General features: G+C 68.5%; 24 protein-coding genes and 2 pseudogenes. 10 read left to right on the forward strand and 16 right to left on the reverse strand.

Annotation, left to right across the window (positions count from 1 at the left end; genetic code table 11):
• Positions 1-3 precede the first annotated feature (3 nt).
• The 9 genes and pseudogenes from C4V41_RS18025 to C4V41_RS18060 form a co-directional block, all read right to left on the reverse strand.
• Positions 4-591, reverse strand: coding sequence for a GTP-binding protein (locus C4V41_RS18025; RefSeq protein ID WP_103957030.1), 588 nt, complete (start codon positions 589-591; stop codon positions 4-6).
• Positions 572-964, reverse strand: a complete 393-nt coding sequence (locus tag C4V41_RS18030; RefSeq protein ID WP_103957031.1) for a DUF742 domain-containing protein — start codon at positions 962-964, stop codon at positions 572-574. The genes C4V41_RS18025 and C4V41_RS18030 overlap by 20 nt, the downstream gene beginning before the upstream one ends.
• Positions 961-1395, reverse strand: a complete 435-nt coding sequence (locus tag C4V41_RS18035) for a roadblock/LC7 domain-containing protein (protein WP_407670001.1) — start codon at positions 1393-1395, stop codon at positions 961-963. Before C4V41_RS18035 ends, C4V41_RS18030 begins: the two co-directional genes overlap by 4 nt.
• The gene (locus C4V41_RS18040; protein ID WP_235030201.1) at positions 1392-3728 is read right to left on the reverse strand and encodes a sensor histidine kinase; all 2337 of its coding nucleotides are present in this window, start codon (positions 3726-3728) and stop codon (positions 1392-1394) included. Before C4V41_RS18040 ends, C4V41_RS18035 begins: the two co-directional genes overlap by 4 nt.
• A gap of 198 nt (positions 3729-3926) precedes the next feature.
• On the reverse strand, positions 3927-4049 hold the full coding sequence (locus C4V41_RS65340) for a hypothetical protein (RefSeq protein ID WP_268808615.1): 123 nt from the start codon (positions 4047-4049) through the stop codon (positions 3927-3929).
• A 28-nt stretch (positions 4050-4077) separates the two neighbouring features.
• Positions 4078-4176, reverse strand: a pseudogene (locus C4V41_RS66120) (phosphotransferase-like protein); the annotation flags it as partial.
• 8 nt (positions 4177-4184) lie between these two features.
• Entirely contained in the window at positions 4185-4745 is a 561-nt protein-coding gene (locus C4V41_RS18050; protein ID WP_103957033.1) for a hypothetical protein, read from the reverse strand.
• Positions 4746-4750: 5 nt separating this feature from the next.
• Entirely contained in the window at positions 4751-5647 is an 897-nt protein-coding gene (locus tag C4V41_RS18055) for a phosphotransferase family protein (protein ID WP_103957034.1), read from the reverse strand.
• 43 nt (positions 5648-5690) lie between these two features.
• A complete protein-coding gene (locus C4V41_RS18060; RefSeq protein WP_103957035.1) occupies positions 5691-6140 on the reverse strand; it encodes a carboxymuconolactone decarboxylase family protein in 450 nt (149 codons plus the stop codon).
• A gap of 83 nt (positions 6141-6223) precedes the next feature.
• On the opposite strand from C4V41_RS18060, the gene C4V41_RS18065 reads away from it, so the two are divergent.
• Complete coding sequence (locus tag C4V41_RS18065) at positions 6224-7084, forward strand: sigma-70 family RNA polymerase sigma factor (RefSeq protein ID WP_103957036.1); 861 nt, start codon at positions 6224-6226, stop codon at positions 7082-7084.
• Positions 7085-7090: 6 nt separating this feature from the next.
• Here C4V41_RS18065 and C4V41_RS18070 read toward each other — a convergent pair whose 3' ends face one another.
• Positions 7091-8011, reverse strand: a complete 921-nt coding sequence (locus C4V41_RS18070; protein ID WP_103957037.1) for a TetR/AcrR family transcriptional regulator C-terminal domain-containing protein — start codon at positions 8009-8011, stop codon at positions 7091-7093.
• A 97-nt stretch (positions 8012-8108) separates the two neighbouring features.
• Between C4V41_RS18070 and C4V41_RS18075 the strand changes: the two genes are divergently transcribed.
• On the forward strand, positions 8109-9131 hold the full coding sequence (locus C4V41_RS18075) for a hypothetical protein (protein WP_200824051.1): 1023 nt from the start codon (positions 8109-8111) through the stop codon (positions 9129-9131).
• A 150-nt stretch (positions 9132-9281) separates the two neighbouring features.
• Entirely contained in the window at positions 9282-9758 is a 477-nt protein-coding gene (locus C4V41_RS18080; RefSeq protein ID WP_200824052.1) for an SRPBCC family protein, read from the forward strand.
• A gap of 9 nt (positions 9759-9767) precedes the next feature.
• Here the strand turns inward: C4V41_RS18080 and C4V41_RS18085 are convergent, their stop codons facing one another.
• Positions 9768-9995: a Rossmann-fold NAD(P)-binding domain-containing protein gene (locus tag C4V41_RS18085; RefSeq protein ID WP_235030202.1), complete on the reverse strand. Its 228-nt coding sequence runs from the start codon at positions 9993-9995 to the stop codon at positions 9768-9770.
• 473 nt (positions 9996-10468) lie between these two features.
• Positions 10469-10858 (reverse strand): hypothetical protein, encoded by a 390-nt coding sequence (locus tag C4V41_RS60740; RefSeq protein WP_146103698.1) that lies wholly within the window; start codon positions 10856-10858, stop codon positions 10469-10471.
• Positions 10859-11030: 172 nt separating this feature from the next.
• Between C4V41_RS60740 and C4V41_RS18095 the strand changes: the two genes are divergently transcribed.
• Positions 11031-11744, forward strand: a complete 714-nt coding sequence (locus C4V41_RS18095) for a hypothetical protein (RefSeq protein WP_103957040.1) — start codon at positions 11031-11033, stop codon at positions 11742-11744.
• On the opposite strand, the gene C4V41_RS18100 is transcribed toward C4V41_RS18095, so the two are convergent.
• Positions 11745-12329 carry a TIGR03086 family metal-binding protein gene (locus C4V41_RS18100; RefSeq protein ID WP_103957041.1) on the reverse strand — a complete coding sequence of 195 codons (585 nt, stop codon included), beginning with the start codon at positions 12327-12329 and terminating at the stop codon, positions 11745-11747.
• Positions 12330-12466: 137 nt separating this feature from the next.
• Between C4V41_RS18100 and C4V41_RS18105 the strand changes: the two genes are divergently transcribed.
• Together C4V41_RS18105 and C4V41_RS64240 are read left to right on the forward strand one after the other, a co-directional pair.
• Positions 12467-13489 carry an ATP-binding cassette domain-containing protein gene (locus C4V41_RS18105; protein WP_103957042.1) on the forward strand — a complete coding sequence of 341 codons (1023 nt, stop codon included), beginning with the start codon at positions 12467-12469 and terminating at the stop codon, positions 13487-13489.
• Positions 13486-14298, forward strand: a complete 813-nt coding sequence (locus C4V41_RS64240; protein WP_103957043.1) for an ABC transporter permease — start codon at positions 13486-13488, stop codon at positions 14296-14298. Before C4V41_RS18105 ends, C4V41_RS64240 begins: the two co-directional genes overlap by 4 nt.
• Before the next feature lie 1689 nt (positions 14299-15987).
• On the opposite strand, the pseudogene C4V41_RS64245 reads toward C4V41_RS64240, so the two are convergent.
• The 3 genes and pseudogenes from C4V41_RS64245 to C4V41_RS18125 form a co-directional block, all read right to left on the reverse strand.
• Positions 15988-17274 (reverse strand): annotated as a pseudogene (locus C4V41_RS64245) (ATP-binding protein); the annotation flags it as partial.
• Between the two features lie 424 nt (positions 17275-17698).
• Entirely contained in the window at positions 17699-19786 is a 2088-nt protein-coding gene (locus C4V41_RS18120) for a transglycosylase domain-containing protein (protein ID WP_160150317.1), read from the reverse strand.
• Between the two features lie 1019 nt (positions 19787-20805).
• Positions 20806-22041 (reverse strand): helix-turn-helix domain-containing protein, encoded by a 1236-nt coding sequence (locus C4V41_RS18125; RefSeq protein WP_160150318.1) that lies wholly within the window; start codon positions 22039-22041, stop codon positions 20806-20808.
• A 209-nt stretch (positions 22042-22250) separates the two neighbouring features.
• Between C4V41_RS18125 and C4V41_RS18130 the strand changes: the two genes are divergently transcribed.
• The 4 genes from C4V41_RS18130 (at position 22251) to C4V41_RS18145 (ending at position 26082) form a co-directional block, all read left to right on the forward strand.
• Entirely contained in the window at positions 22251-22580 is a 330-nt protein-coding gene (locus tag C4V41_RS18130) for a hypothetical protein (RefSeq protein ID WP_146103699.1), read from the forward strand.
• A 98-nt stretch (positions 22581-22678) separates the two neighbouring features.
• Positions 22679-22972 (forward strand): hypothetical protein, encoded by a 294-nt coding sequence (locus C4V41_RS18135; protein ID WP_146103700.1) that lies wholly within the window; start codon positions 22679-22681, stop codon positions 22970-22972.
• Positions 22973-23169: 197 nt separating this feature from the next.
• Positions 23170-23667, forward strand: a complete 498-nt coding sequence (locus C4V41_RS18140; RefSeq protein ID WP_146103701.1) for a hypothetical protein — start codon at positions 23170-23172, stop codon at positions 23665-23667.
• Positions 23668-24108: 441 nt separating this feature from the next.
• Positions 24109-26082, forward strand: coding sequence for a WD40 repeat domain-containing protein (locus C4V41_RS18145; RefSeq protein WP_160150319.1), 1974 nt, complete (start codon positions 24109-24111; stop codon positions 26080-26082).
• Positions 26083-26731 lie beyond the last annotated feature (649 nt).

Consider the following 26731-nt stretch of genomic DNA (forward strand, 5'->3'; position numbering starts at 1 on the left):
GCCTTAGGCGACGGAGTGCGCCGCGGCGGCCAGCAGATGGTCGATGAGCGCCAGCAGCACGTCGCGGCCGGCCTTGCGGTCGCGGGCGTCGCAGAGCACCAGCGGCACCTGCGGGTCCAGGTCGAGCGCCTTGCGGATCTCGTCCTGGGTGCGTTCCCTGACGCCGTGGAAGCAGTTGACGCCGACGACGAAGGGGATGCCCCGGCTCTCGAAGAAGTCGATCGAGGCGAAGCTCACGTCCAGCCGCCGGGTGTCGACCAGGACGACCGCGCCCATCGCCCCGTTGACCAGGTCGTTCCACATGAACCAGAACCGTTCCTGGCCGGGGGTGCCGAACAGGTAGAGCACGATCTCGCTGTTGATCGTGATGCGGCCGAAGTCGAGCGCGACGGTGGTGGTGGTCTTGCCGCTCACGCCCTCCAGGTCGTCGACGCCGACGCTGGCGTGGGTGAGATATTCCTCGGTACGCAGCGGGGCGACCTCGCTCACCGCGCCGACCAGGGTCGTCTTCCCCACGCCGAACCCACCGGCGATGAGGATCTTCACTGCCAGGGGAGCGCTGTCCGCCGGGTCAGAGCTTGCGTAGGCCATCCCGTACCGCCTCGAGAATCGTCATATCGGGGAAACCGCCCGCCTGCGCGAAGGCCAGAGGCGGCCGGGCCCGTACCTGACCGGCGTCGATCAGATCGCCGATGAGAATCTTGGTCACCGACACCGGCAGCTTCAGCCCGGAGGCGACCTCGGCCACCGCCAGGGGCCGCTTGCACAGCGCGAGGATGCTGCGGTGCTCAGGCTGCAGCTTCCGCCGGGCGCTCTCCGGAGAGACGTCGGAGAGCGCCGTCACCAGGGTGATCAGCGTGAGGTCGTCCCGCTCTGAGGTGGTACGTCCGCCGGTGATCGTGTAAGGACGGACAAGGGACTCGTCGGCGTCATCGTCGTCGAACCTCTCCGTCCAGTGCTTCATCCGTGTCTCCCCGCGTCATCGATCTGCGGGGGCCGCGTGTCGGTGCCCAGCTTCTGTCCGACCTGCTGGATCAGGGTGTGCATCGCGACGCTCATCAGCTCGGCGTCGACCTCCTGGGAGGCGACCACGGCCAGATGGGTGCCGCGGCCCGCCGCGGTGATGAACAACCACAGATCGGCCATCTCGATGATGACCTGGTGCACCGGGCCGCCGCTGAAGAGGTGCCCGACCCCGCGGGCCAGGCTCTGCTGGCCGGTGGCGATCGCGGCGAGGCGTTCGGCGTCCGCGCGCTCGATGCTCCGGGAACGACTGATCACCAGGCCGTCGTCGGACAGCACAATGGCGTGCCGGGTGCCCGCGACCTGAGCGACCAGGCCGTCCAGGAGCCAGTCCAGGTCCGCGTTGGTGGCGGTGGTTCGCTGCGTCATCATCGATCTTCCGTAGTAGGTGTTCCGTTGGGACCGGGGGCGTCGTCGTCGCTGGTACGGCGCCGGCGGGACTGCCTCTGGAACGCGCCGATCGTGGCACTGGAGCGCCTGGGCTGGTCCCGTACGGCCTCGGGCTGCTCTTCCCGGTCCGCCGCGCCCTTCAGCTCGGTGACCAGGCTGGCCTGGCGCACCCGCTGGGGCAGCGGCGGGAGATCGGACGACGGGGGTGGGTCGTCCCGATCCGGTGATGCTGCTGTCACATTCGCCATCGCACGTCCTCTGGAGCGAGTCGGCAACCGCGCATCCTCGTGGGGCGGGCGGCCTTCCTGCGGAGTGGTGTCCTGGGGGGTTTCCGGTTCCGGTGCCGCGCGGGGGCGGTCCACGACCAGCGTTTCCGGGAGTAGCACGATGACCCGGGTGCCGCCGAAGGCCGAGGACCGCATCTCCACCTGGAGACCCAGGCCGGCGGAGAGGCGGGCGACCACGTACAGGCCGAGGCGCACGTCGTCGGCGTGGGTCATCACGTCGAGCTGCGGCGGTGACCGCATCAGGTCGTTGGCGGCGGCGTACTGCTCGGGCTCCATGCCGAGGCCGCGGTCCTCGATCTCCACCGCGATGCCCCGGCTGACCTGCGCGGCCCGTACCTCGACGGGGGTCTGCGGCTTGGAGAAGGTGGTGGCGTTCTCCATGAGCTCGGCCAGCACGTGGACCAGCGGTCCGACCGCGCGCTCAGCCACCCAGGACTCGCCCTCGACGTCGATCGAGATCCGCCGGTAGTCCTGGACCTCGCCCTGCGCGGCGCGCAGGACGTCGAGCAGTTGTACGGGCTTGCGCCAGCGGCGCTGCGGCTGACCGCCGCCGAGGATCACCAGGTTCTCCTCGTAGCGGCGCAGCCGGGCGGTGAGGTGGTCGAGGTCGAACAGGCCCTCCAGCACCTCGGGATCCTCGTGCTTGCGCTCCAGCTCGTCCAGCTTCTTGAGCTGCAGGCCGATGAGGATCTGGGTACGGCGGGCGATGCGCTGCAGCATGCGCTGGAAGCCGCGGTGCTGCTCGGCCTGCCGGACGGCGGTGGCGACGGCGCTGCGGCTGGCCGCGTTGAGCGCCTGCCCCAGCTCGCCGAGCTCGTCGGGGGTGGGCTCGACCAGGTGGACCTCCGCGTCCACGTCGACGTCCTCGCCGCGCTCCAGCCGGGCGACCACCTTGGGCAGCCGCTCCTGGAGCTCGTGGGCCTCTCCGCGAAGGTGGAGGATGCGCCGGCGGAGAATGGAGGTGAGGCGCCAGCTCGTGAAGATCACCAGGCCCACGGCGAGCAGGCCCACGCTCGTGACGCTGATGAAGATGACGAACAACATGTTGGCGTGGCTGTAGCCGCTCTCGGCGACGTTGGCGAGCCGGAGGCCGAGAAGGTCCCGCACCTGCTCCGACACCGCGTCCACCGCTTCGCGCCACTTGGCGGCGTCGCCGCGGATCGTCACGCGGTTGCTGTCGGCGCTGATCCCGGAGGTGACCAGCCGCCGTTCCAGCGTGCTCATGGTGTCCCAGGCGTTGCTGGTCGTCAGCGTTCTGTGCGGGGTCTCGTTGCCGGTCAGGCTGGGGACCACGCGGGAGCGCAGGAGGTGCCGTTTGGTGCCGATGGCGCCGGCGACCAGGTCGTACTGGTCTCGCGTCAGGCGGCCCGTCTTCCAGCCCGCGGCCAGGATGGCGTCCTCGCGGCCGATCATGTCGACGACCCAGAAGAGGTCGACCAGCGTCTGCGCCTGGCTGTTCACCTCGCCCTCGTCGGTGTTGCTGAGGGCGGTCAGCACGCCGAGGTCCGATTCGAGGACCTCGCTGTAGTAGTTGAACGCCTGCTGCGAGCTGGACCAGCCGCTGTCCACCGCGCCGCGCTGCTGGGTGAGGAGGTCGAGGTCGCGGCCGGTCTTGGCGATGGCGTCGGTGAGCCCCGCCTGCGCGCGGCGGTCGTTCACGGCCGACACGGGACGGAAGGCGCTCACGGCCCGGTCGGTCTCCGCGCGCTGCTTGGCGAGCTTGTCGCGGTTGGTGCTACTCGGGTCGGCCTGCATCTCGGCGGTACGCAGCCGCTCCCGGTCCAGGCTGAAGAACAGGTCGGCCGCGGGGGCGCCGACGGTGGTGGTCGCCAGGTCCATCTGGACCTTCTCCGCCTGCCACTGCGAGGACAGCTGGTACATGCCGGAGGCCAGCAGCGGAGTGAAGGTAACGCTCGGCACGAACACGACGATGAGCAGCACGGTACGCAGTGGCAGCCGGCGGACCCCGGCCAGCCGCCGAGGCTCCTTCTTCGTTCGTCGTCGCCCGACCCTGCCTAATCCAGCCACGTGCAGGACACTCTCCTCACCGATTCGGTGCGACTATGACGAAATCGCCGTGGTAGGCGATTGGTGCCTGATAGTAGCCATCCGGCAGGTGAGTCGAAAGCCCTGGCTGCTGCGCCCTGGGGCACTCGGGCCATTTGTGACCTTACATCGAGTGTGGGGCATATGCATGATCTCCAGGTAACCGGCGGCAAGAGCGCTTCAGGTCGCCGGCTGGAGGGCCTGCCACGCGCCGACGCCGACGGGCCCGACGAAGCCCTCAACGGCATGGACGGAGGTGTCCACCTCCACGTCGTAGCAAGCCGTGCGCGTGGACCGGCTCATCGAGCGGCGGCACCGAGTTCCGGTCGGTTCGTTCCCGTTCGCGCCGTGCCACTTCCTCCGGGGGGCATGTGATTCCGACGAACAGGACCGGGATTTCCTCGAACAGAGTGTCCGGGTGAAATTGTATGGCTCACGTTATCGGAGGCCCGATGCCACCTCGATGTGCCGGATGAGCAGCACGAGGTCCCACGAATTCAGGCGTTGCTCGAGTTCGCTCAGGCGGGTGCGCTGGGCTTCCCTGGAGTCCAGGTATTCGGTGACGCAGTGGCTGAGCTCCAGGAGAACCGGGTCCGTGGCAGGCGCCAGGCGAGGGAGGTGCCGGGAGCGCCAGAACCGCAGGGCGTGCAACGCGGCTTCCTTGGGAGCGCCGTACCAGTACCAGTGCCGTTGTTCGTACGGATTCGTCTCCCCGGAGCGGGGCGATCGCCGGCCCTGCCTTTTGGCCTCGCGGCGCCTTGTCGCGTACGCCTGGAACTCGGCCCGCCGGACGGTGCGGCTGGCCTCGACGAATTCCAGGGCCCGGAGCAGGGCCGCCTCGTCGCGCTGGTATCTCCCGGCCTGCGACTCGACGAAACTCAGCGTCGCCTCCATTCCGAGCGGCCTGTACAACTGCACGCACGAACGGAACGACGACACCCGCCACCGGCACGGCAGGGCAGGGTCGCGGACCCTGCGGGCGTAGGTGCTGAAGCTCATTCAGCTCACACCAGGTCGGCCCAGGGGGCCGGTGGGGTTGAGGTGAAGAAGCGGAGGAGGCCCAGGAGGCGGCTGGCGGGTGGGGCGGTCCAGTGGCGTTCGCCTGGGTGCGGGGCCGGGTTCGTCAGGCGGCCGAGGGCCCAGGTGAGGTGGTGCCAGAGCACGCGAGCCTCCCAGGCCGGTGTGCCGGCCTCCTGGCGGTAGCCGTCGAGGATGGCCGGGATGGCGGTCAGGGGCATCTTGGCGAAATCGACGGCGGGGTCGGCCCATTGGGCATCGCCCCAGTCCACGATGCCGCTGAGCCGGCCCGTCTCAGGGGCGACGAGGAGGTTCTGTGGGGCGATGTCGCCGTGCACCAGGACCAGGGGCGGGTCCGCTGGGAGGTGCGCCGAGAGGCGGTCGAACCAGCCGGTGAGCCAGCGGGCGGCCTCGGCGTCGATCCAGCCTGCCGTGAGGAGGTGGTCGGTGAGTGCCCATGGGTCCGCGTTCCCGTCCTCCACGGGGACGGTGGACAGGCCCGGTACGGTCGCCGGGGACAGCCGGTGCAGCTTGGCCAACTCCCGCCCCACCTGCTGGAAGACGCCGTCCGGCGGTTCGAGGCGGGCGAGATCTTCTCCCCGCGCCCGGGCGAGCACCATGTAAGGCACGTCCACCACCGAGTCGAAGGCGACGACCTCCGGCGTACGGACGCCCGCGTGCCGGGCAGCCGGGATGACCTCGGCCTCCTTGACCAGGTCCTGGAGATACCGCTTGGACCGCGGGATCCGCAGGACCAGGTCGTCCCCGAGGAGGAAGACGTGGTTCGCCACCCCCCGGGGAAGAGGACGTACCCGGTCAAAGGTGACGCCGTGCCGGCCGGCGATGGTGGCCAGGGTCTCGTCGCTCGTCTCGTACTCCCCCATGATCGAGCATGTTGACACGACCGGCCGGCACCCGTCGTCTCGATTACCAGGTCTTGCCGGCCTGCTCCCGTACCGTGTGGTTGATCCGGTTGAAGAAGTTGGTCAGCGCGATGTTCAGGATGATCGCGCCCAGTTGTTTCTCGTCGAAGTGGTCGGTGGCGGTGTTCCAGATCTCGTCGGTCACCCCCGTCGCGCCGTCCTGGATGCGGGTGGCGGCCTCGGCCAGCGCGAGCGCGGCCCGCTCCGCGTCGGTGAACAAAGACGTCTCACGCCACGCGACCACGCTGTGCAGCCGCTCGTCCGTCTCGCCGTGCTTCTTGGCCGAAGCGACCCCGCCGTACACGCACGGGCTGCAGCCGTTGATCTGGCTGGCCCGCAGGTGGACCAGTTCGAGGACGAGCGGGTCGACGCCGCCGGCGCTCATCGCCTTGAAGAGGTGCTGGATCGCGGTCGTGACGTCGGCGTTCGGCGCGCTCTTCAAACGTGCTTCCATCGGTCGTGCTCCTTCGTCGGTTACGTGTGCCCGTCCGGGCTCGTCATGACCCATGACGGAGCAGAACCGAGGAAGGTAACGACATGTCGACGGACCCGCTGACCGAGGCGTTCGAGGCCCAGCGCGAACGGCTGCGCGCGGTGGCGTACCGCATGCTCGGATCGCACGCCGATGCCGAGGACGTGGTCCAGGAGGCCTGGCTGCGCCTCTCCCGCCAGGACGCGGCGAGCATCAACAACGTCGCCGGCTGGCTGACCACCGTGGTCGGCCGGATCAGTCTCGACGTCCTGCGATCGCGCCGGGCCCACCCCGAGCTGTCCTACGACGACCTCGTGGTGACGGTCGACGACGGCCCCGAGCCGGAGGACGACGCGGTGCTCGCCGACTCGGTCGGGCTCGCGCTGCTCGTCGTCCTCGATTCGCTCGGGCCGGGCGAGCGGCTGGCGTACGTGCTGCACGACATGTTCGCGGTGCCGTTCGACGAGATCGGCAAGATCCTCGGCAGGTCCACCGACGCCGCCAAGATGCTCGCCAGCCGGGCCCGGAAGAAGGTGCAGGGGACCGAACGGCCGGCGGGCACCGTACGGGAGCAGCGAGAGGTGGTGCGGGCCTTCATGGCGGCGACCCGCCGCGGCGACTTCGAGGGGCTGCTGCGCGTGCTCGACCCCGACGTGCGGCTGACCGTCGACACCCCTGGCGGCGTGGTCGTCACCATCGGCGCCACCGAGGTCGCCGGGCGATCGAGCCGGGCCCCCGGCACGGCCGCGGCCGCGATGTTCCGGGAGGTGCTCGTCAACGGTCTGCCCGGGTTCGTCTCCTGGCGCGCGGACCGCACGCCGATCTCGGTCCTCGCGTTCACCGTCGTCGGGGACCGGATCGCCGGCATCGATCTCCTGACCGACCCGGGCAAACTGGCGGCGATGGACCTGCCCGACCCGGCGTGAGCCGTCCTACCTCTCCACCAAAGCGGCGAAACCGTCGAGGTGGCGGGCCAGGCTGTACTCGAACAGCCGGTCCAGATCCGGCGCCGTCTCCTCGGCGATCGCGGCCAGCAGGGGGAATCGTCCGCTGCCGAGGACCTCGCCGGCCCGTTCGCGCCGCGCGAGCCACCATCGGGTGAGCGTGACCCCGGTCGCCTGCTCCGCCTCGACCTCGTCGGCCATGGACAGCGCGGCCGTGATGACCAGGGCGTGCAGGGTGATCGCCTCCTGCATCCGTACGTCCATGGCCAGCCCGAGGCCGTCGAGCGCGCGCAGGGTCCACTCGGTGTGAGCCATCATGTTGGGTACGAGCAGCGGCCGCGTGAACGAGATGGCCCTGGGCAGCCAGAGGTGCCGCCGCCCCAGCTCCCACTGCAGGCGGGCGATCAGTTCGAGCTTGGCCCGCCAGCCCTCCGGCCCGGGGTCGGGCAGCTCCGGTTCGCCGAAGATCTGGTCGACCATCTGCGTGACCAGCTCGTCCTTGTTGGCCACGTGCCGGTACAACGACATCGGACCGGCGCCGAGCTCGGCCGCGAGCCGCCGCATGGACACGGCGTCGAGCCCCTCGCCGTCGGCGATCGCGATGGCGGTGCGCAGGACCTGCCCGCGGTTCAGCGCCTGCTTGGCGCCTCCGGCCTGCCGCGGCCTCGGTGACGTGGCCGGTTGCCGGTGACCGGCCTGTGCGCTGACCACCGTGCCGGAGCCGACCTTCGCCTCGACCAGCCCTTCGTCGCGCAGGGCCGCCACCACTTTGGTCGCGGTCGCGACCGCGACACCCCATCGCTGGGCGATCTGCCGGATGGAGGGCATCCGGTCGCCGGCCCGCAGGTCGCCGGTGAGGATCCGGGTGCGGAACTCCGCGGTGATCCGTCGGTAGGGCGGGTCCGGCATGACAGCTCCTCAATGTACTAGTTCACTTTCCGTCGTACTAGTGCACTTTATCAGGCCATTTAGGGCTATTTCGCGGCGCCCTGGCTACGCTGTACGCATGACATTAGATACACCGTACGCAACCGTCCTGCGTTCGTGGCACCGGCCGTTGATGATCATGGTGGCGGCGATGTCCGCGCTCGTCGTCGTTGCGGGCGTCGGCCTCTTCGTCGACGGCCGCGAGCTGATGCACCAGTCGATCTGGGCGAAACCGTTGAAGTTCGGGGTCTCGTTCGTCATGTACGGCGCCACGCTCGCCTGGCTGTTGCCGCAGCTTCGTAAGGCGAGGCGCACGATGTGGGCCCTCGGAACCGCCTTCGCCGTCGCCGGGTTCATCGACGTCGGCTTCATCGTGGTGCAGGCCGCCCGCGGCACGTACAGCCACTTCAACACCAACACCGACACGTTCAACCAGATCGGGCAGGTGATCTTCCAGTCAGGCGTGGTCGGCTTGTTCGGGGCTAGCCTGCTCATCGCCGTCATGCTGCTGTTCCAGCGGGTCGGCGACGCCCCGCTCACCTGGGCCCTGCGCGCCGGGATCGGGCTGGCCGTCCTCGGCATGGCGCTGGCGTCCTTCTGGGTCGGGTGGACGTCGGCGACCGCCCCCCGCACGGTCGAGGACGCCTACGGGAACCCGGTGTCGCTGCTGGGACAGCACGGGGTGGGGGCGCCGGACGGCGGCGGCATGCCGATCACGAACTGGAGCACCACGGGCGGCGACCTGCGCGTCCCGCACTTCATCGGCCTGCACTCCATCCAGGTGTTCGTGCTCGCGGTGCTCCTTCTCACCGTTCTCGCGACCCGAGTCCGCTGGCTGCGCGGCGAGCGCGTGCGCGCGCGGTTGGTCGGGGCCGTCATTCTGGGGTACGCCGGGCTGTTCGCGATCACGGCCTGGCAGGCGTTGCGCGGCCAGTCACTGGTCCAGCCCGACGCGGCCACGTGGGCGGCGGTCGCGGTGACGGTCTCGGTGACCGCGCTACCGGCGGCATCGACCATCGTGGCGGCCCGCCGCAGAGAGCGCCTCCTGTACCTGCCCGGCGCGCTGCCGACCCGTGGGCCCGTCGACTTCATGGGCCGTTGAGCCTAGGAACCACCACCCACCCGGCGCGAGCGGATCGTGGCCACCAGCGCGCGCCGGTTTTGCCCGTACGACCGATGAGTTTCGCTTTGCCGGGTCGTCTGCATGGTGAGAACGTCCCCTTCCGCGCCCGAGATGAGGAGTGTGCACACCATGGACCAGGAGAACGTGAGCGCCACCCTGACCGTCGCCGTGCCCGCCGAGAAGGTGTTCGCGGTGCTGGCGGATCCGACGACCCATTCTGCGATCGATGGCACCGGCTGGGTTCAGGAAGCCGTCAACCAGGTGCCACTGACCGAGGTGGGGCAGGTTTTCCGGATGGACATGTATCACGCCAACCATCCGGACGGTGACTATCGGGTGGTCAACAAGGTTGAGGTGCTCGACCCGCCGCGCGTCATCGGCTGGATGACAGGGGAGGAGAAGAGCGACGGCCAAATGGAGTTCGGCGGGTGGATCTGGCGTTATGACCTGGCGCCGATCGGTTCGTCCGAGACCGAGGTCATGCTCACCTACGACTGGTCGGCGGTGCCGCCGTTCATTCGGGAATACATTCAGTTTCCGCCGTTCGGTCCTGAGCATCTTTCCAACTCGCTGCGGCACCTGGCCGAGCTTGTCTCCGGTAGGTAATTGCGATGGTCACCAGGGGATGATGCCGTCGTCCTCGAAGAATGAGCCGGTCGGGCCGCCATCAGGCAGCGTGGCGAGCCGGATCGCGGTGGCGGCGCCCTGCTGGGGAGTGCGGGGGGCCTGGAAGCCGGTGAAGTCGGTCGCGACCAGGCCCGGGCAGGCAGCGTTGATCAGGATGTTCGTGCCGGTGAACCGCCCGGGCGGATAGGTGCCGGTCCGCACGGTCGTGGAGACCAACGTCCTCGGTGTCTGGTTTCGTCGTCGAGTATCTGAACGCCGCCAACGAAGGGCTCAGCACGCCGGGCGGGTGGCGGGTGCCTCGGTGGACGGCACTGCCACGTTTGTTGTCCGGCTTTCTCCGTACGCTGCCTGCCGAGACGTCCGCGATCGGGAGGAGCGTGGGCGTCACCGCGTTCGCGGGGACTCGCGCGGTTCTCGCCGTTCATTCCGCCGAGCGGTTGACCGTCAAGGGCTGGTTCAAGCACTTCTCGCCGGGTGAGGGGCTGGGCTGGTCGCGGAGTGTCGAACGGACCGTGCGGTCGTGGACATTAGACGCCGGAGGTCCTGGTGAGGTGGATGGGGATTGGCTGGCCCGGCACCTTGTGGAGGTTCTCAGGGCGGAGAAGGTGTCCTCGGTAGCGAGGGTGGGAAAACATGTCCATGGTCCGGACAACGCCCATACGGTGCTCCTTGGGCCGGGGTTCTAGCGATCAATGCGGCGTGTCGGGGTGAGCGAGCCGATCGTCCTCGCGTGCTGCCTGACGCTCGTGTGCCGCCTGCCGTCGGTGCTGTGACACGTCCCCGATCTCGTCCTGAGCGGCCTGCTCGTGCATGGCGGCGTTCTGGCGATGCGCCTGGGCGGCGCGCCGATGACCGGTGCGGGCTTCGGCCTCAGCCTGCGCCGCCTCCTGGTGTGCCTGGTCGGCCCGCTCAGCCGCCTGCCGCACCCGCGGCGAGGTGGCACCGGAGGCCGGCTCCTTCAGCTCTTCGGCCCGTTCGCGTGCCTGCTCAGCGCGTTGCCCGGCGCGCCGCCCACGCTCGTGAGCCTGCTGCGCGCGCTCTCGTGACTCCTCGTTGCGATCTGTCGCCTTGTCGCCCATCCTGGTGCCCTGCCCAGCGACGGCTTGATCGATCGGGGTACGGACGAGCGGGCGCGTCAGGTCTGCTGGGCATCCGAGAGTCCATCGGCTTCCTGGACGTTGGGCGGTTGTGACGTCTCGGCGCCGGGGGCCTAGTGTTGATAACGGCTCTCCCAGTTGGGGAGGTACGAAGATGCTTGATGAGCAGGAGATGTCGGCGCTTGCGGCGCTGTTGTGGGAGCTGGCCGACCGGGTCGGGGATGAGCGGCTGAGCGACGAGGCCCGGCTGATGGCCGGAATGTTGCGTGAGCGCCTCGACGATGCCGGCCGGGGTGGTGTGGTGCCCGGTGAAAGTGCCGAAACCCGCCAGGGCCGGGCGGCTGACCGGGATCACGCGGCCGAGCAGCGTGACCGTGCTGCTCAGCGGCGCGATGAAGCGGCCGAACGGCACGACAGGGCCGCTGTTGAGCGGGGCCACGAAGCGCGGCGGGGCCGGTTGGCGGGCGATGCCGCCGACCGGGCCTTCCATGATGCGCTGTGGCAGGCCGAGCAGCGTGCTCAGGCCATCGACCAGCGGGACGAAGCCGACGGTCCGGATGACGGCCGCGATCTCGCCACGCTGCGGCAGGAATGGCAGGACGCTCGCGAGCACGACCGTACGGATCGCGCGGCGTTGCGCGAGAGATGGGATTCGGTACGCCAGGAGCGGGCGGCGAGGCTGGCCGACGAGGAGGCCGGACGGCGGGATCGGCGGCGGGCGCGAGACGACCGCCAGATGGCCGGGGCGGATCGGGCCGAGGCCGCGCACGATCGGGAGGCTAGCCTGGCCGATTGGGAACAGGCCGAGATCGAGCGCCAGCAGGGGTGGCCGCCATCGCCGGATACGGACGACAACGGCGACGGCTGACTATGGTTGGCGCCCCAGGTAGGCGGCCAGCCGGGTGTAGACGTCGGCGTCGTCGGACACCGGTACGGCCGGGCCGAACGGGCCCTTCTCGCCGCGGGCCTCTGGCGGCGCGAACTTCGAGAATGCCTCGAATGCCTGCGCGGCAAGGTCGGGGTCGAGGTCGGCGAGCCGCCGGGTGGCATGTGCGATGTCCCAGGAGTGAGCCGTGAACTCGTGGGTGTAGGCCTCAAGAGCAACTCGGCCGGGCAGCGTGGCCCACGGTAGCTCGACCATGCGATTGAGGAGGTCGTCGTCGGCCCACACCCGCTCGACCTCGCTACGGGCCTGGACGAACGCGCTTGCCCAGCCGTCATCGGCGATGCCGTCGATGACATCGGGGACGTCGCGCGCATCGCCTCCGGTGGCGACACGGGTGAGCTTGCGCAGCACCGCGACCACGTGCCCGAGCAGCGCGCGAACGTCGTAATCGGCACAGGGAGTGCGGTTGCTCAGCTCATCGGGACTTACCGCCGCGACCTGCCGCCCGGCCTGATCGAGTGCCCGGGCGAAGGTCGGACGTGGGTCGTGGGCCGGCTCTGATGTCATGTTCGGGAGCTTACGAGGCCGCGCCGACAGAACAACGGGCCTGCCGGGGTGGGATCCCGTCAGGCGACCACGTGATCGGGCAACGGGTGAAACCTGGGCGAGGGTGCCGTGAAACCGGGGGCGCCGACAGTTGAGCCATGAGCATCACAGAACTCGGACGTACCGGGGGCGGCCCGGCCCTCGATGGGGGCAGCGAACTGGCCGTACGTGCGGAAGGGCTGGTGAAAACGTTCGGCGAGCACCGTGCCGTCGACGGGATCGACCTGAACGTGCGTCCCGGTGAGATCTTCGGCGTCCTCGGACCGAACGGCGCCGGCAAGACCACCACCCTGCGCATGCTGGCCACCCTGTTGAAGATCGACGCGGGTCGTGCCGAGATCTTCGGGGTCGACGTGGCGGGCAACCCGCACATGATCCGGCAACTGGTCGGCGTCACCGGACAGTACGCGTCGGTCGATGAGAACCTGACGGCCCGCGAGAATCTCCGGCTGTTCAGCCGCCTGCAGGGCATCGCCGCCCCGCGCGCCCGGCGGGTCGCCATCGAGCTGCTGGGTCAGTTCGGCCTGGAGGAGGCCGCCGACAAGCCGATCGCGCAGTTCTCCGGCGGCATGCGCCGGCGCCTCGACCTGGCGGCCAGCCTGATCACCAGGCCACCGTTGATCTTCCTGGATGAGCCGACCACCGGTCTCGATCCGCGTACGCGCGGCCAGATGTGGGACACCATCCGCGGCCTGGTGGCCGACGGCTGCACGGTGCTGCTGACCACTCAATACCTGGACGAAGCCGACCAGCTCGCCGACCGCGTCGCCGTCATCGACCACGGCCACAAGGTCGCCGAGGGCACCCCCGACGAGTTGAAGACCGCGGTGGGCGACTCCACCCTCCAGTTGCTGCTGGCCGAGCCGGGCGAGGTGCCCACCGCCGTACAGGTCGTGCGTCGTGTCCTCGGCTCCGACCCGGTGCTCAGCCCGGAGAAGGGGCGTCTCAACGTCGCCCTCGACCAGGCCGACCTGGCCGCGGACGTACTGATCGCGCTGCGTACCGCCGGAGTGTCGATCTCCTCGGTGAGCGTGGCCAAGCCCAGCCTGGACGAGGTGTTCCTCGCCCTCACCGGCCACGGGACGGACGACAAGAACGGCATGGAGGAGAACAACCGATGAGCACCATGATCGCCGCCGACCGCGTGGCGGCCGCCCGGCGGCGCGTCTCGCTGGGAGAGACGTTCAGCCAGACCATGACGATGGCGTGGCGGGCGCTCATGAAGATGCGCCGCAACCCGGAGCAGTTCTTCGATGTGGCGCTGCAGCCCATCCTGTTCACCGCGATGTTCGCCTTCATCTTCGGCGGCGCCGTCAGCGGTGACGTGGAGAGCTATCTGCCCATGATGGTTCCGGGCATTCTCGCTCAGACCGTACTGACGACGTGCATGGCCACGGGCACGCAGCTCCGCGAGGACATGGAGAAGGGCGTCTTCGACCGGTTCAAGTCGTTGCCGATCGCCAGGATCGCGCCGCTCGCCGGCCCGATGGTGGCCGACCTGCTGCGCTACACGATCGCGGCCACGCTGACCTTCGGCATGGGCCTGGTGCTGGGTTACCGCCCGGGCGGCGGCGCCGTCGGCCTGTTCGCCGCGATCCTGCTGGCGATCATCACGGGCTGGTCGCTGGCGTGGGTGTTCACCTGGGTCGGTACGATCGCGCGGAGCGCCCAGGCCGTACAGGGCATCTCCATGATGATCTTGTTTCCGCTGACGTTCCTGTCGAACGCGTTCGTCCCCGTCGACACCCTGCCCGGCTGGCTGGCCGCGTTCGTACGGGTCAATCCGGTTTCACATCTGGTCACAGCCGCCCGCGACCTCGCCAACAGTGCCGTCGTCAGCGGGGAGGTGGCCTGGACGCTCCTGGCGTGCGTGATCGTCATCGCGATCTTCGCCCCGCTGTCGGTACGCAGCTACAAGCGGCACATGTGACCCTCGCCCATCACGACCGGAGACCTGCTCGACCAGGACACACGCCTCGTCGAGCAGGTCAGAGCCGCGTCGGTCGCCATATTCGGCCCGCACGGCGGCGATCATCCCGGGCGCGGCGCGCTCCGCGTACGGCTCGATCTGCTCGAAGCTCATGCTGGGCATGGCGCAGTTGTACGCGAACCGCTCGGCCAGCACCAGCAGCCCGATCGCGTCGCGCGGAGCCATGGCCTCCCGCAGCAGCCCCCAGGCGCCGAGCGCGAAGAGCATCGCGCCGCACAGCGGATAGTCGAGGACGGGGTTCTTCACGGACAGCAGGTCGAAGCCCCGGACGTCGGAGTACAGCTTCTCCCCGAACCGGACGTCTTCCGGCCCGGCGTAGTACGCGTACGCCGTCAGGGCGACCGACTCCGCCATCATCGTCCACGGCATGGACGCCGGGGTCGGCATGCCAGGCAGGCGCAGGTCACGGGCCCGTTCGACGGCCAGGCGATATTCCGCGAGCGCGGTGGCCGTCTCGCCACGGGCGAGGGCGACCTCGGCCGCGCACAACGAGACCATCGCCACTCCGCCGAGCACCGCCTCGGTGTCCTTGATCCGCCTGATTTCGGCGAGCTCGGCCTCCGCGGTGTCGAGATCACCGTCGGCGAGCGCGGAGGTCAGGAGCACCGCGCGGAGCTGGATCTCGTCGTCGGTGGCGCCGATCCGGCTGAGCACCGGGATGGCGGCCCGCGCGTGGACGACCGCCCGCCGGCGATCGCCGAGCTGCATGACCAGTTGGGCCAGCTCGACACGCATGATCGCGATGGACCACGGCCCTTCCTCGCCACTGAGCATCGTCAAAGTCCGCTCGGCGGCCTCGATCGCCCCGGCGACGTCTCCCGCGTTCTCCAGCGCGTGGGCGCTCATCTGCGTAGCCGCCAAGGCCACGTCACGGTCGGAGCTCCGGCTCAGCTCCGCCAGCACGCGGGCCAGGTCGGCGCCGACGAACTCGCTGGACGCCAGCGCCACCGTGGCGATCGCCGCCACGCGGGGATCGGTGGCGTCGCTGGTGGGCAGCCTGCGGAGGAGGTCGTGCACCGGCCCGCCACCGGCGTCGGTCACGACCATGGTGTTCATGAGTGTGATCAACATGGCGGCCCTGGTCATCTCGACGAGATGCGGCGGCGGCATCCAGCCGGTGATCACCTGCGTGAGCGCGCGCTGGTGCATGAAGACCCGGGAGTGATCGCCGCGAATCGACCACAGCGCGCCGATGCCGGCCAGCAACTGGACCGTCGTCACGGGATCGTGTCGGCCCAGAGCCTGCCGGAGCAGATCGGCGAGGTTGCTCTCCTCTGCGTGCAACGCGTCGGCCGCCGCGAACTGCGCCGGGCTGAACAGCTCGGAGGCGTACCGGAGGGCGTAGGCCGTCGCCCACGCCCGCTGCGCCTCCTGGGCGGGCTCCTCCTCGCCGGCCTCCTTCAGCCGCATCCGCCCGAACTCCCTGACGGTCTCCAGCATGCGGTAGCGGAAGCCGTGCGTCGTCTCGCGGACGCTCAGCATCGACTGCTCGGTCAGCGCGTCGACGGTGCGCAGGGCGTCCGGGCCGACTACGTCCTCGGCCGCGGCCAGCGTGAACCCGTCGCCGAACAGCGACAACCACCGCAACGCCCGCCGCTGCGGCTCGTCCAGCAGGTTCCACGACCAGTCGATGACCGCGAGCAACGTCTGGTGCCGGTCGGGAGCCGTACGATTGCCACCGCGCAGCAGCACGAACCGGTCAGCCAGGCGCCGCGCGATCTCCTCCACCGACATCATCCGTACCTTCGCCGCGGCCAGCTCGATCGCCAGCGGCAGCCCGTCGAGGCGGGCGACGACCTCCTCGACCAGCCCTTCGTCGATCCGCACCCCCGGGCGGGCGGCCGTGGCCCGCTGCCGGAACAACTCCACCGCGTCGCCCGCCGGCAGCTCGCCGAGCGAGTAGACGCGTTCGGCGGGGATCGACAAGGGCGCGCGCGAGGTGGTGAGCACCCGCAGGTCGCGGGTGGTCACGGTCAGGAACGCCACCAGGTCGGCGACGGCCTCGATCACGTGCTCGCAGTTGTCCAGGATGAGCAGCGCCGGGGCCTGGTCGAGGTGCTGCGCGATCCGGGCGCGTACGTCGGCGCGCTGGTCAGCCGTCAGCGTACGCCGCCCGCTGACCGAATCGCGCACCCCGAGCGCCGACCCCACCTCCCCCACCACGCCCTCCGGCGACGAGACACCGACGAGCTCGACGAAGTGCGCGACGGGCTGCGTGGCGTTCCTGCCGACGACATGAGCCAGCCGCGTCTTACCCAGCCCACCAGGGCCGATGATGGAAACCACCCGGTTCGTCTGCAACAGGGCGTGCACCGCGCGAATGTCACCGTCGCGCCCGAGCAACGAGGACCCGTCGAACAGGATCCCCTCACGCACCGGCCGATCCGCCACGAGCAGCTCGGCGTACACACGGGCCAGCTCAGGCCCCGGTTCGGTGCCGAGCCGCTCGACCAGATTCTCGCGATACCGCGCGTACCGCTCCAGAGCGGCGGCCGCACCGCGCACGGCGGCCTCGCTGCGCAGCAGGCAGGCCAGCAGTTCCTCGTCGTACGGCCGCTCGGCCGCGACCGCCTCCAGCAGCGGCAGCGCGCCTTCGTGAGCACCACTCCGGCCACGCGCGATCGCCGCCACCCGCCGCGCCTCGGCCACCCACTTCGCCGCCGCACCCCGCAACTCGGCGACCGCCCCCGTGGCCCCGTCCGACCCGCCACCCATTCCCTCTTCGGCCGGGCCACCCACGAGCCCCATGCCCTCTCCGGCCGGGCCGCCTACGAGCGCCATGCCCTCTTCAGCCCGCCGACGCGCGAGCGTCATGTCGTCCGCACCCAGCGCGGTCTGCGCCTCCTCCACCAGTTTCGCCAGCAGCAGGGCGTCCACCTGGTCGGCGGGCAGGCCCAGCCGGTAGCCACGCGGCATCCGCACCACGGCCTCGGCACCGGTCGCCGCCCTGGTCCGCGACACGACCACCTGCAGCGCCTTCGTCGGATTGGCCGGCGCCTCGTCGGGCCACAGCTCCTCGACCAGGCGCTCGTCGCTCACCCCGGTACGGCCGTGGAGGGCGAGCACGGCCAGCAGGGTCTGCGCGCGATCACCGACCACGCGCACGCCCTGCCAGCGGACGCCGTCGAGCAGTATCAGTGTGGGAGACACGGTCTCAGCTTACGGAGGAGTCGCGAGCATCTCGATGTTCGTGCTTCAACGAGGGAGCCGCTCCAACGCGCTCACGAGCTCGTCGGGGAATTCTCGGTCAGATCGAAGCCGTCCGGTTGTTCGCTCAGCTGTACGGCGTCGCCGGACGGGTTTCACCGGTAGCCGATGGTTCGCCATCTGGCAGGCCCGGCTATCCGGTTCCGTCGCCGACGGGCTGGGTGTCGTCGGCGATGACGGTGTCGCCGGGGTCGCTCGGGTCGCCGCTGTCGTCCGGCGTCGTCTCATCTCCGGCGTCCGGGCTGCCACAGGTGGGGTCGGTGGAGCACAACGGGTCGTCGTCGCCCTCGGACGGGTCCTGCGTCGGCTTGGGCGTCGGCTTCCGCACCAGGTCGTGCGTCTGGCCGCCGAACGCGGGCGCCGGGAACGGCTCGACCGCCTTGTCGGCCATCGCGATCGTCATGAAGTCACGCCAGATCTTGGTGGGCGTACCGGCGCCCTGGATGTTCCCGAGCGAGACCTCCTTCTTCAAGGCATAGCCGTTGGCGTCCTTGATGACCTTCTTGGTCTTCGGGTTGATCTGCGGGACCTCCTTGTACATCCCGACCGCCGTCGAGAGCTGCGGGGTGTAGCCGACGAACCAGGCCTCCTTGTTCTCGTTGTTGGTGCCGGTCTTGCCGGCGATCGGCCGGCCGCCGGGCAGCGAGGTGCCTCTGGCGGTGCCGTACTTGACCACCTGCTGCATCGCGTACGTGACGTCGGCGGCGGTATCGGCAGTGATGACCGTCTTGGGCGGGACGGCATCCTTCATGATGGTCTTCCCCTTGGACGTCTTGACCAGGAGGATCACGTGCGCGTCGTGGTGGACGCCGCCGTTGGCGAAGATGCCGTACCCGGCGGCCTGCTCGACCGGCGTGACCAGGCCGGCACCGATGGACATGCCGTACGCGTGGTCCTTGATCGCCTGTTCCAGGTCGTTCTTGTCGATCCCGGCGCCCTCGGCGATCCGCTCCACTTCCTTCAGACCGACCTCCTGCGCCATCGTGGCGAAGGCCGTGTTCACGGACTCGGCGGTGGCCCGGTCGATCTGTACGGCCGCGCCCACGTCGTGCGAGTTGCCGATCGGCTTGGTGCCCGGCAGCGTGACCGGTCCCTTGCCGGACACGTAGCTCTTGAGGCTGTAGCCGTTCTCGAGCCAGGCGGCCAGCACGTACGGCTTGAACGCCGAAGCGGCCTGCTTGTTGGCGTCGAAGGCGTTGTTGGTGAAGCTCTTCAGGTAGTCGTGGCCGCTGTAGAACGCGATCACCTGGCCGTTGCGCGGGTCAACGGCGGCCATGTTCGCCTGGATGCGCTTGTCGTTGACGACGGCGAGGTTGCCCTCCACCGCCTTCTTCGCGGCCAGCATCAGCTTCTTGTCGAACGTCGTGGTGACCCGGTAGCCCTCGCTGCGCAGGCTTTGCCTGGAGATCCCCCGCTTCTCCAGCTCACGCTGGACGATGTCCACCATGTAGCCGTTGATGCCTTTGAGGGTCTCCTTCTTGTCCATCCGGGCGAGCTTGGGGAACTTCGCCGTTTTGGGCAGTGACCCGTACTTCGCCGGGTCGACGATCGCCATGCCGTTGATGACATAGTCGAACCGCTCCCGGGTCGGTGCCCAGTTCTTCTTCGACTCCGCCAGGTCGAACGCGTCGGGGATCTGGATCCGGCCCGCCAGGTACGCGCCCTGGGCGGGGGTCAGCTCGTCCACGTCCCTGTCGAAGTAGGCCTGAGCCGCCGCCTGGATCCCGTCCGCGCCCCGGCCGAAATAGATGGTGTTGAGATAGTTGGCCAGGATCTGATCCTTCGACATCTCCTTACCGGCACGGATCGCCACGAAGATCTCCTTGACCTTCCGCTGAAGCGTCCGCTCCTGGCTGAGGCCGTCGTAGTAGCCCCGCGCCATCTCCTGCGTGATCGTCGACCCGCCCTGGACCTGCCGGCCGGTCGCCGTACTCCACACCGCCCGCATGATGCCCGACACCGAGATGCCCGGATCAGTGCGGAACGTGCGATTCTCGGCGGCGATGAAAGCATCCTGAACATGTCGCGGGATCCTGGAGATCGGGACGATCTCACGCTTGGTGCCGAGCCGCGCGATCTCGGTCTTGCCGTCCCGGTAATAGATGATGCTGCCCTGCTCGACGGCCTGCCGCTGGGTCTGCAGGGGTAGCGGGGTGTAGGCGTACGCCACCATGATCATGCCAAAGAGACCCGCCGCCAGCACCGTGACGCCGACGACCACGATCTTCCAACTGGGAACAAAACGCTTCCAGCCGGTACGACGAGGCCGGCCATCTCCCTCATCGGACCGCCCACGCCCGCCACCGGGCCCATCACCGCCCGGTCCACCCATCCCTCCGCGACCGCCTTGGCCGCCTTGACCACCTTGCCCTCGGTCGCCGGAGCGCCGCGACCTGGCGCGTCCTCCCGCACCTTCTACGCTTCTCCGCCGACTAGGACGTGGCTGCGAACTCTGGGCACCCTCGAAAGACGCGGCACGATGCCGCCCACCCTCCGGCCCTAAAGGGCTCGGCTGAACTCGCGCCGACCGGTCGGCCGCCGGGTTCTCATCGTGGCTGGGCGTACTTCTCTGGGACGAGCGATGCCGCCTCCCCGACCGAGCCGACGCGCCAGACCTCCCCTCGGCGTCGTAGGGGCGGCCGGTCGGCTCTGGATCATGGCTGCTGTTACTCACGGGTCCTTGTTCACTCGTCCGGCAACATGGTCTACGACGTCATCGACAGACATAGAGCGCACCCCGCCGACGCTGGGGCTCGTCCGCCATGACATGTCAACGCGTAGTCCTTGCGCTATGGCGATCATGGCTCCGACCTGGGCTCATCGACTCGCCCAGCGGGCCGCAACTCTGCCGTGGCCGGGCACGCAGGTGGTACGCGTGTGACGATTCCTTGAGGATCATCACCAACACCTCCACCCCCTAACGGTTAGCCAATAGATAGCGGTTAGCCAGAAGAGGTGTCAAACACCGCACGTCAGGCGACCAAACGACCTCTCCGCCGCCAGCGCCAAGCCGTCTCCCGCGCCGAGTTCACCGCCGCGTCCCGTGACATGCCCCGACTGGGCGACCGTAGATATCGGGAAGACATGAACCGCCATGAGTCGTGATCAACGTGTGTAAATCACGAGACGGCCGAACCAGATGCTTGTGGCGTGGATATCTCCAACGCGAGTAGATCGACTGATGGAGCCGACCGCCAAGAGCAGTGGCGTACCGGGCGAGAGGACCTTCTCACCGCTGGTTCACAGCGTCACAGACATGCGCCGTGCCAACGCCCGCAACCCCGACAGGTTGCTGTGCGGGTCACGGTGCAGCAAGTCCTCGATGACCCGGCGTGGTCCCGCCCGCCTCATCTCCGTGGGGGCGATCTTCTCGGCTATGAGCAGGGCACGGACAGCGCGGTCCGTCTTCCCCCACAGCGTGTACGCCTCGGCGATGCCCGTGAAATAGCTGGCCCGCCGCTCCACGGTCGGGATCTCCTCGGGGACGATGCGCCGCGCGTGGTCGATGGCCGTGCCCGCGTCCCCCAGAATGATGGACACGCCGATCCGGTACGTGACCACGTGGCCGGCGGACAACACCAGCTTGGGTGAGCGATGGGATGCCTCGTCCGCTTCGCCGAGCATGCTGAGGGCGGTGTGCCGATCCTCAAGCCGGGCCGCGGCGATGGCCCCGGTGGACATGAGCGTGCCGTACGCGCCCCATGCCGAAGGACTTGCTTTCGGCAGCGCGGGACGCAGGATGTCCGCCGCCTTCGCGGTGAGGTCGCGTGCCTTGCCGTAGCCGGCGGCCCGGTGGAAGAGACTCACCATGTCGCGGCGAGCTTCCGCGATCGCACGAAGATCACCGCTCGCTCGAGCTGCCTGCTCGGCCTGGTGGGCGGCCACCCATGCGTACGGCGGTGCGGACAGCTTGATGAGCGTCCGGGCCGCGAGATGGTAGACCTGTGCGGCGAGCGCGATCCCGGCCGGGTCGGTGGCGGCGCGGGCAACAGGTACGAGGTCGGCGAGATCGTCCGCCAGGCCGGCGTAACGAGCCGCGGTGAAGTCCCTTCGCGCTCGAGTCACGGCACGTCCGAACGCCGGCAGGGATATGTCCTCCGCCTTGGTGGGCGAGTCGGGAACGAGAGCGTCCCGAAGCCGCGCGACCGCGTCAACGTGCGGGTTGGGCTCTGCCAGCCCCGGCACTACCACTGCGGTGCTCGCGCTCTTGAGGAACGTGCGCCTTTTCGTTGCCTCACCTCCTGCGCTTGGCCCAAGCATAGGCTCGGGACCGAACTCCATCACCCAAGCCCCGACGAGCTTTCCATCGGCGCCCAAGGTGTCGTCGGCGAGCTCGGCGAGCAGCCTCTCCGGTTTGCGTTGCCGTCGTTCAACCCGGCTGAGGTAGCCCTTGGAGTAGTGCGTTGCCTGCGCGAGCCCCGACAGAGACACCTTGCGCCGTTCGCGCCAGTGTCGCAGTTGTTCACCGAAGCCCACGGTTGCCTCTTCCCGTTGCCTGTTGCCCCGTCCAGGCAACGCATCGTGTGACGCGGGTCACCGGAACATGCTTCACGGTAGCCGCCCAACCGCAGCCAGCGACAGGTGACCGTACGGTCTTCGGAGGTGTAGCCCGTGGAACATCGATGTGCTTCTCGGCATAGATCACAAATCGCCCCACGCACTTCGGGCTTTGGACGGTGATCGGCATGGACCTGACCGATGCCGAGCTGGACGCGCTCCTCGAAACGGCCCACCACGACCTGCTCCGAGTGGTGTCGCAAACGGGAGATGCCGAGGACTGGACACTCCATCAGCTCTCCGTCCTGTGCACCACGTACCCGCTGTGGTGGATCCAGCGCGGGTCCGACGCGACGGGACAGATGTGGTGGGCGGCCCGCCTCCGCTACGAGGTCAGCCCGGCCATGGCGGCGACCGGAGTCTCGCAGGAGGTCAAGGAGGCGGACGCCATCGCCCTCGCGGCCGTGCTCGCCTGGCAGACCTACCTGTTCAACTGCTGGCGGGCCCGCACTGGCTAGCCATGGAACTCCCCTGGCGCGCCTCTCCGCCCGAACCCCGAGCAGGCGCGCCAGCAATCCCCATCATTCCTGTCATCGCGCCGCCGGAAGTGATCACCGTGTACATCTGGGAATCGCACAGCCCGCAAAGGCTGCGACACGTCAAGGAAGCCTCCTGCTGTGAGGCGTACATCCTGTGCTCCGAGGGCGCCCAGTACTACGTTCTGCGCCGTACCGACTTCGCCAGGTTCGAGGAGACAGCCCGAGGCACCTACGAGCACGCCGCCGCAGTTTGGCTCAACCTCGCCGAGCGGCACAAGCAACAGGCTCACCGGGCGGGCGTCCGACACGCAAAGCCATCACCCGGCCCGATCATCTCCGGCGCCGGAGTCGACCGCGTCCCGATGGAATGAAAATTTCACCCGTCGCGCTGGCATTACGGCTCTGCGGGTCCAATCTCCGACCTGGCGACACGCCTCGCCTATTCTCGCGCGAGCCGCCCTGCCACAAGTTAACGCCGGGCCGAATCAGTGACTCTCCATCGTCTCTCTGGACGCCTGAAGGCCCCGACAATAGTCTCCGTGCGCGCTCCGCCGACATCATGAAAGAGATGAGGTTGGAATTGACACGTTCCAAAGCGCGTCGTGCGGCCGGCTCTGTCGCCATCGTCATCGCAACGCTCGCGGCGATCCTGATGCCCGTCACCCCCGCGCACGCCACCTACGGTCCAGACCTGCCCGTGTCCCTCACGGTGAACTCGAACGCCGGCCCGTCAATCATGCTCGCCCAGCTCACCGGCACGCTGGCGTTCGACGACGGGAACACAAAGTTCAGGTACGCGCTCCGGCTGTGCTGGGGAAGCGGGTCCTACCCCATGCCGAACTTCTACGTCTCCGTCAATGGCAGCACCGTCTTCTATCCGGGCCAGACGGGCACGGCACCTGCTCCCTCCGGCTGCCAGTTGCACCTATTCCTCTACAACGGTGAATACACCCACTCCACGACCATCACGAACATCACCTTGTACGTGACGGGCGGCTGGTTCTATCCAGGCAACACCTACAACAGCCGCACCAGATCCGTCACCTACGACAACCCTTATAACTGAGCTGTCCGAACACCGCCGTCCGGCGTACGCAAGTGTGACACCGCCCGCACAGGTCAGGCGCCTCTTTTACGCTGGACCACTTCGTGACAGGCACCGTGCAGCCTGTCACACAGGCGATGAGTCTCTACTACGGCACTGCAGCAAGGTCATCCACGTCAGCCCTCATAAGAACGTTCGAGCGGAGCGAATGCCTATGCGGGTCGAGACTGGGCCCGACTGGAAGCAATGGCTGAGCCGGCTGGTGCGAAGCGCTCAAAGTGATGACCTTGCACGCCGGAGGCACGCCCTAGGAAGACAGCCCGAGCGAAGCGAGGTGGGATCCCGCCGGCCCACCCGGCAACCGGGCAAGGAATGGGTTGCACCGCCAAGACCACCTACCCCCAAACGACCATCCCGGACTTCTTGAGACGCGTCCCGGTGCCGGCAACTACTATGCGCGGCATGTCGTCACTGTCCCGTCATAAGAACCCGGATATTCGTCCTGCTGCCTGGCGGGTGCAGCAGGCTTGGACCAGTCTGTTGCCGAAGGGCGTGACGTCATGCCCGCCGTTGGGCAGCACCGACGGTCACACCAATTGGGTGGCGTCGGTGACGACCACGGTCATCGACGGCCGTGCCGTGGCGATCACCGGAGGCGGCGACCGCACCGTAAGAGTCTGGGATCTGGCGACCGGCGAGCAGGTCGGCTCCTCATGGACCGGTCACACGAACGCGGTGCGGGCGCTGGCGATGTCCGTTCTGGACGGTCGCCCTGTTGTGATCAGCGGTGGTGACGACAACACCGTACGGGTGTGGGAACTCACGTCCGGCAAGCCGGTGGGTGACCCGTTCGACCTTCAGGCTGACAGCGTGGAAGCCCTCGCGATCGCGGAACGCCATGGCCGCCCGGTGGTGGTCGCCGGTTGCTACGACACGACGGTACGCGTATGGGATCTGGAAACGCGGCAGGAGGTGATGGCACCGCTCCGCGGCCACACCGGCCCGGTGTACGCGGTGGCGACCACGGTGCTGGACGGCCGCTGGGTGGCTGTCACAGGCGGCGGCCCAGTGGTCCGCGTATGGGACCTGGATACCGGTGACCCCGTGGGCAGCCCGTTCACCGGGCACACTGGATACGTGAGCGCGCTTGCGGTCGCGGAGCTGACCGCCGGCCATCAGGTGGTCATCTCTGGCGGCTACCAGACGACCACCCGCTTGTCGGACCTGGCCACCGGACTGCCGGTCAGTGACCTCCCCCGATCCGAGAACCTGGAGGCCGTGACGACCACGGTCATGCACGGCCGACTGGTGGCGATCATCTGCGACTCCAACGAGCCGACCATCCAAGTGTGGGACCTGAAAACGTTTAAGCCGACCGGTGAGCTGTTCCCGCAGCATCCTCGCACCGTGCATGCGGTGGCGACGGCGGTGGTGGACGGCCGGCAGGTGGTGGTGTCGAGTTGCGACGGCGGGTCGGTACGGGTATCCGATCTGGTCGTCAGTGAACCAGCCGGCAAACCAGTTCGTCACGACGCCGCGATCACGGCGGTGGCCACCACATCAGTGGCCGGCCGACCGGTGGCGGTCACCGGCGGCGATGACGAAACCGTACGAGTATGGGATCTGGACACCGGCGACCAGGTGTGCCGGCCACTCACGGACACCACCGGCTCCGTCACTGCGGTGGCCGCGACCCAAGTGGACGATCGCGCGGTGGCGATCATCGGAGGCAAGGACGGCAATGTCCACTTCTGGGACCTCACACTGGGCAAAGCGGCCAGACCACCGTTGACCGCCCACCACCTCCCAATAACCGCCATCGCGGCCGACAACACGGGCGACCCACCCCGGGCCATCACCGCCGGCGACGACAAGACCATCCGGGTATGGGATCTCCGCACCGGCGAAGAGACCGGCAACCCCCGCAAGAGCGACCATCGATGGGTACACGACCTCGCCACCACCACGCTCGACGACCAGCCCATCGCCTTACTCGGACGGTGGGGCGGCGGCTTCCGGGTCCGCGACCTCGCCAGTAACCGCGACACCGGACTCCAGACCACCGGAAACAACGGCAAACCGGTACGCCTCGTGGCCGCCACCGTCGTGGACGGACGACCCATCGCCATCACCACGAACGATGACTGGCGCGACCGGCCGATGAAGGTATGGGACGTCATCACCGCTCAGCAGATCGGCCAACTTCCCACGGGAGCCGTGAGCGCCCTCGCCGCCACCACCGTCGACGGCCACCCCATCGCGGTTGCCGCCAGCCACAGAACGGTAGCGGCATGGAGCCTCACCACCTTCAGCAAGATCAGTCCCGGCATCGAATTCCCCGACTTGGTCAATGCCGTGGCCGCCACCCCACAAGGCCACATCATCGTCTGCTTCGACCGTGACATCGCCGTACTCACCGCAACCCGATCAAGCTGACCACGGCATGGTTCGACAGAACCGGGGTTAGGAAACCCCCGGATCTTCGATCACCTCCGGCTACAAACGTCTTCGCGAAGTGAAGCCCTTCAGGGGTCGGGGCTCCGGCCCGACTGGAAGCAACGGCTGACCCTCCTCGCGCGAAGCGCCCACCGTGATGACCTCGCGTACCGAAGACGCACCTGAGAAAGGACTTCCAAGCGAAACGAAGTCCGCTCCGGATGGGATCCCACTACGCAGCCCGCCCGGTAACCGGGCAAGGGCGGGTTTGCTCTAGGAAGGACAGCCCGTGGTTGACCGCCCTTAGTGGCGCGTGATCAAGCGGCTGACCTCTTCCTCATCAACACGAACAATGGCCTTGTCGTACGGCTCCCGCCACGGAGTGCGCCGGTGTACCCGGCTGAGTTGATCTGGGTTCGTTCGGAACCGTTACCGTCAGGCGTCTCCCTTGTCGCGCTGCTCGAAGATGGCAAGAGCGACGGCACCGACCATGAACCCGATGCCATTGCAAGATCAGCCTGGATCAGTTCTCCTTATTCGGGCTCCACGGTCGCGGAGCCGCTCTGGAGACCGGCCCTACGAAGCTCCTCGACCAACGGCCACAATGGACTGTCCTTCTGGTCGAAGTCAGCGATATCGATATGCTGTT

This window comes from Nonomuraea solani (genome assembly GCF_900108335.1).
Classification (GTDB): domain Bacteria; phylum Actinomycetota; class Actinomycetes; order Streptosporangiales; family Streptosporangiaceae; genus Nonomuraea; species Nonomuraea solani.